The organism is Myroides sp. WP-1, from assembly GCF_014145635.1.
Lineage (GTDB): Bacteria > Bacteroidota > Bacteroidia > Flavobacteriales > Flavobacteriaceae > Flavobacterium.
In genome coordinates this window covers 1-5943 of record NZ_JACHTC010000037.1, presented here as the reverse complement: position 1 = coordinate 5943, position 5943 = coordinate 1, and the positions used below count along the sequence as shown (strand labels likewise).

General features: G+C 31.4%; 6 protein-coding genes and 1 pseudogene. All 7 read left to right on the top strand.

Annotated elements, in window-relative coordinates; all coding sequences use genetic code 11:
* Nucleotides 1-163: 163 nt before the first annotated feature.
* A complete protein-coding gene (locus tag H4K33_RS16025; RefSeq protein ID WP_006260869.1) occupies nucleotides 164-1435 on the top strand; it encodes a site-specific integrase in 1272 nt (423 codons plus the stop codon).
* Complete coding sequence (locus H4K33_RS16020; protein ID WP_006260870.1) at nucleotides 1432-2331, top strand: hypothetical protein; 900 nt, start codon at nucleotides 1432-1434, stop codon at nucleotides 2329-2331. The genes H4K33_RS16025 and H4K33_RS16020 overlap by 4 nt, the downstream gene beginning before the upstream one ends.
* Before the next feature lie 175 nt (nucleotides 2332-2506).
* Nucleotides 2507-2806 (top strand): DUF3853 family protein, encoded by a 300-nt coding sequence (locus tag H4K33_RS16015; protein WP_006260872.1) that lies wholly within the window; start codon nucleotides 2507-2509, stop codon nucleotides 2804-2806.
* Nucleotides 2807-2902: 96 nt separating this feature from the next.
* Nucleotides 2903-4138 carry a primase-helicase family protein gene (locus H4K33_RS16010; RefSeq protein ID WP_006260873.1) on the top strand — a complete coding sequence of 412 codons (1236 nt, stop codon included), beginning with the start codon at nucleotides 2903-2905 and terminating at the stop codon, nucleotides 4136-4138.
* Between the two features lie 218 nt (nucleotides 4139-4356).
* The gene (locus H4K33_RS16005; protein ID WP_036496816.1) at nucleotides 4357-5310 is read left to right on the top strand and encodes a toprim domain-containing protein; all 954 of its coding nucleotides are present in this window, start codon (nucleotides 4357-4359) and stop codon (nucleotides 5308-5310) included.
* 95 nt (nucleotides 5311-5405) lie between these two features.
* The gene (locus H4K33_RS16000; RefSeq protein ID WP_006260875.1) at nucleotides 5406-5705 is read left to right on the top strand and encodes a hypothetical protein; all 300 of its coding nucleotides are present in this window, start codon (nucleotides 5406-5408) and stop codon (nucleotides 5703-5705) included.
* Nucleotides 5706-5707: 2 nt separating this feature from the next.
* Nucleotides 5708-5943: pseudogene (locus tag H4K33_RS15995) on the top strand (mobilization protein); the annotation flags it as partial.

The following is a 5943-nucleotide window of genomic DNA, read 5'->3' as shown; positions in this document are numbered from 1 at the left end:
GCGGAGAAAGAGGGAATATAACCCATATATAAATAGAGTGTGATAAAATACTATTATTTTGATTTATTGGTAGTTATGTTTTTATTAAGTCGATTAAATACCTTAAAATACTATATGATAGTATCAAAATTGGGTGTATATTTGGGTGCTATTACAAATAACTATGACTATAAAAAGAAAGATAACTATTGCTATTGAAAAGAGAAAGAAAGATGGTGTATTAATCACAGAGAACGTTCCAATTCGTGCAAGAGTGGTATATAATGGTGGCCGTGTAGAACTCTTTACAGGCTACCGCATTGATGCTTCTAAATGGGATGAAGCAAAAGAAAAGGTACGCAATGGGTGTACCAATAAGCTAAAACAAAGCTCTTCCGAAATCAATACAGCAATACAGGAGCTATCTACTACGATTGATAGAATCTTTAAAGAGTATGAATTGAAAAACGAAGTACCTTCTTTTGAACTCTTAAAAGATGAAATAAAACGCTACTCAGATAAACAAACCATATCAGCAACAGAAAAGAATCTCTTTACAGCTTTTGACGAGTTTGTAAAAAGTAGTGGTAAACGCAATGATTGGACAACTGCTACTTACACCAAGTTTAATACTGTTCGTTCACATCTTTTTTCTTTCAAAAGCAATTTTCAGTTTACTGATATTAACGAAAAGACGTTATTAGACTACGTTTCATTTTTACGCATTGAAAAACAGATGCGTAATAGCACCATCGAAAAGCAAATTAGTTTTGTAAAGTGGTTTTTGAAGTGGTGTAAAAACAACAATTATACAATTACCTATAATTTTGAAGAGTTTAAACCAAAACTAAAGGAAACATCTAAAAAGATAATCTTTTTAACTCAAGAGGAAATCGAACAGATTAAATCAACGGATTTAGGCACAAAGTCGTACTTAGAACGTGTACGTGATGTATTGCTTTTCTGTTGCTATACAGGACTTCGCTATTCAGATGCCTTTAGCCTAACAAGACACGACATTAAAAATGATGCTATTGAGTTTGTTACCAAAAAGACAAATGATATGCTGAGAGTTGAATTAAACAAACACAGTAGAGCAATATTAGAGAAGTACAAAGATGTACCTTTTGAAAAAGGAAAGGCTCTACCTGTTATTTCTAATCAAAAGATGAATGACTACATAAAAGAACTTGGAGAGTTAGCAGAGATTAACGAACCGATTAGAGAAACCTACTATGTAGGCAATGAAAGAATAGATGAAGTAAAACCCAAATACGAACATTTAAGCACTCACGTAGGGCGAAGAACATTTATCTGTACCGCTTTATCATTGGGGATACCTGTACAGGTTGTAATGAAATGGACAGGACATTCAGACTACAAATCAATGAAGCCTTATATTGATGTAGCTGATACGATTAAAGCGAATGCAATGACTAAATTTGATATGATATGAATACAGTAGATGCCCAATTAGAATTAACAAGATTTATGACTGATAACACAATAGTGATGTGGGAAAAAGAATTAAACACATCAGGAAATTCGTTTAATTTCGATTCCCAAGATATTTATAGACAATATATGATTAATATCTTAATGTTTGATTTTAAAGACCGAATTGATTCTGCAAAAGACACACAAGAAAGAAAAGAAATTTTATCTATTGTTAGAGAAAATTTGGAGACAATAATTAAGTTGTATGAAAAAAATTCTGATTTCTTCACTAATCTTGATAGAGATGGACTTCGGTTAAAGAAATACCGAGAAAGAAATAAAAATAGTTTGTCAGATAATGATTTAACAATGGAATTGTATAGAGAAACGGAATTGCCTGAACGTAAAACCTACTTTGAATCAAGTTTTTACAAAGAGATAGGTTTTTTAAACTACGACTACCACCAAGAGATATATAATCATAGTAAAAGGCTTTTAAAAGATGTGAAATCAAATTTTAAGGACTATGAAATGTATGACAATGATTATCTTTTTATTAATGACAAGCCTATATTTTCAATGGGACTTATTAGTAAACTACATAGTATAGTAAACAATCAATTTATTGAAGATATATCAGAATATGATTTTTATAGAGAGATAAATATCTTACATACAGTGAATAAAATAAAAATCAAAGAGGATTTTCTATACACTTTCTTTTATGTAATTCATTGCTTACATAATAACATAGAAAACAAAAGTTTAAAGAAAAAGTGGTTTGCTCAAATATTAAAAGAATTTAAGATTAAGAAAGCAACTTATGACTCTAAGTATAAACACATAACAGGTAGCAGTGCCAATGATACATTAAAAGAGTATCGCAATCTCATTGATTCAGCTTTTAAACAATAAAGTACTATAAAAGCCTTTAAAATTTATAAATCCACCTTTGAACCACTTTAGAATTTTACTAAAGTGGTTTTTTTGTGCAATAAAGTGTGTTTTTCCACCCCCTCTCCACCTTACACACATCGTAGTTTTGAATTGTTCGAACATCACAAAATCGTATAATTTAAAAACTAAAACTATGTATATAAGCGAATTAAAAGAAAAGCCAGTTTGGCAAATGACAGGAGAAGAACTATTACAGTTATTACAAACAGTATCTATAAAGGATTTTAAAGAACTCAATACTTCGCAAGAAACGCAACAATCTACAAAGCGTTATGTTTACGGAATACGTGGTATAGCAGACCTACTTGGGTGCAGTATTACCACTGCTAATAAAATCAAGAAAGAAGGTCATATCAAAAAAGCGATTATCCAAAGAGGTAGAAAAATTATAGTCGATGCTGACTTGGCATTAGAACTATTCGCTAAAAAATAAAAGGGACAACTTGTGCAAATCGTCCCTTAATATCCAATTAAAGTATAACTCAACTCTTATCGTATAAAGATAAGGATTATTAAAACACAAGTAAATATGAGCTTAGATATACCCTATATCCGAGTAGGAACTGCTTACTTTAAAATCATCGAAAAACCTTTGATATCAGGTGATAAAGTTAAAGTAATGGTGCGTTGGACTCGTGAAACGATTGTATCAGATCACGGAAAGTCCTACTTAGAGAACGTCTTAAAATTAGATGGCTTTTGCTGTATTCCAGACCATCTTAACTATCAACCAATCGTAGAAAATTTTTTTAATACCTATAATGAATTAAATATGAAACCAATAGAAGAAGATTTTAACTTAAATGAATTAGAACAATTGATTCCAAACTCACTACACTTTGTAAAGCACATATTCGGAAGTGAACAATACGAATATGGTTTAGACTATCTAAAGCTATTGTATGAGAAGCCAACGCAAACCTTACCAATATTGTGCCTTGTTAGTAAAGAACGTGCAACAGGAAAAAGCTCTTTTATTAAATGGCTTAAAAATATCTTTGGACTCAATATGACTTATATCAAAGGAGATTCTTTTGGTTCTCAATTTAACGCTGATTGGGCAAGTATGTTATTAGTTGCCATAGACGAAGTATTCTTTGATAAGAAAGAGATTACAGAGCGTTTAAAGTACCTTTCTACTACTGACAAAGACAAAGTTGAAGCAAAGGGAAAAGACAGACAGGAAATAGAGTTTTTCGCCAAGTTTATTCTTTGCTCTAACAATGAGGATGATTTCATTCAAATAGACGAAGAAGAAATACGTTTTTGGATTCGAAAGATTAAACCTATTGAATCAGAAGACGTTCACTTTATCAAGAAGCTAACAAGTGAAGTTCCTTATTTCATCAAATACTTACTTCTACGACCTTATTACACCACGCAACAAACCCGAATGTGGTTTACACCTAAACAGATACTTACAGCTTCCCTTTTAAAACTAATTAGTAAAAACAAAATAGAGATTTCACTTTTAGAACTTTTAAACCTGTGCTTTGAAAAGGTTGCCGAGGATGAAATTTGCGTAGCTCCCAATGATTTACTCTTGTTATTACGCAAGACAAACCCAAAACTAATTATATCTGCTAGTGAAATAAGAAAGATTTTAAAGAAATGGGATTTCGAACCACAAAATAACACAAAATCTTATCAAGGAATAGAGCTTTTATCTCATGGAGAATTTGTTAAAATAGAACGTAGAGGACGTTACTACATCATTAAAAAAGATTTATTCTATAAAATATTTGATGCAATGATGCAAGAATAGATTAAACTATTGTTTATTAATAAGTTACACTGCATCAAAGTCTGCATCAAACTAAAAATACATCAAGTTTGATGCAAGAGTGATGCAAGAAACAAAATGAGTTTGATGCAGTGATGCAAGAGTGATGCAGAGTATTTTATTGAAATACAATTGATTAACACCTTTCTGCATCATTGCATCAAAAAAAACAGATTTTTAACCCGACTATTTCAAAACGTATGAATTGTGAATCAGCTAAACAAATTAGCCTAACAGACTTACTTAAAAAGTTAGGTCATACCCCAACCAAAATAATGAGAGTTGATTGGTGGTATCTCAGTCCATTTAGAACTGAAAAAACAGCATCATTTAAAGTGAATATTGATAAAAACGTGTTTTATGACCATTCTGCTGGTTTTGGTGGAACAACACTTGATTTTGTGATGAAGTACAATAATTGCGATATTAAATCAGCTTTAGAATTGCTCAAAAACGATTCTTTTTCTTTTCATCAGCCAATTATTGTGAGTTCTAACATTATTCAAGAACCAACATATACAATTCAAGCGATTAAGCCATTAACACATCCAAACTTGATACAATATATCACTGAGCGTAATCTTAGCCTTAAAATGGCTCAAACTTATTGTAAGGAAGTACACTATACTCTAAACAACAAATCATATTACGCTGTTGGTTTTCCCAATACCACCATAAATGGTTTCGAACTAAGAAACGTGTATATAAAAATGTGTCTTGGAAAAAAGGCAGTAACCTACTTTGATAACAAAAGTAAACATATTGTCTTGTTTGAATCTTGGAGTGATTACATCAGCTTTTTAACCCTTTATCCAAATGCAGAAAAGCAATATGATTATTTGATTCTTAATTCCGTATCAATGTTGAATAATACAATAATTAAAACACCAAATAATTATTTGTACAAATGTACAAATGGGGAATTGTATAAATGTATCAATGTACAAATGGATAAAAGTATCAATAATACTTTGTACAAAGAATTAAAGTATGAAAGTATTATTTGTTGTTTCGACAATGATAAAGCTGGAGAAAGTGCCTTTCAAAAAGTAGCTCAGACCTATACAAACGTTGTTGATGGACGAAAACTGTACGAGAATCACAAAGATTTGAATGATTATTTACTAACTATTAACCGCAATGATTTGACGTGAGAATTATCGAGATGTGTCTTTGTCCTTACAAATTGGAAATTTGACAACCAAAGACCACTCGTTTTTCTCCCGAAGGTCGCAAAATGGGTAAGACGATGAAAAAAACAAAGAAGATAGAATTTAGAGTAACTCTTACAGAGGCTCTAATCATAAAAAACAAAGCAGAAAAAGTAGGTTGTAGCGTTTCGGAGTACATCCGAAACACCGCACTTGACTATTCTTTAGCGTATAAATTAACTCCTGATGAAGTTGAAGTTTACAAATTACTGAACAAATACACAGATAATTTTAGGCGAATAAGCAACCTTTTTAAGCTTGGTGATACAACAGGAGTTAAAGAACACACTATTGAAACAGCTAATCTAATTCGGACTCACTTACAAAAACTACTGTAATTATGATAGCTAAAGCAAAATCTTGTGTTGGTGGCACAGCATTATTCAATTACGTAATTGATGATAAAAAGGGATATGAGCTATTAAGAAACAATCTTTCGGGGGATACTCCGAAAGATATGTTTCAAACGATGCAGATACTACAAAATCAAAACAGCAGATGTAAAAACAACACAATATCGGCTGTTATATCTCCAACTATTGTAGATAGTCAAAAGATGAGCGATAGAGATTTACG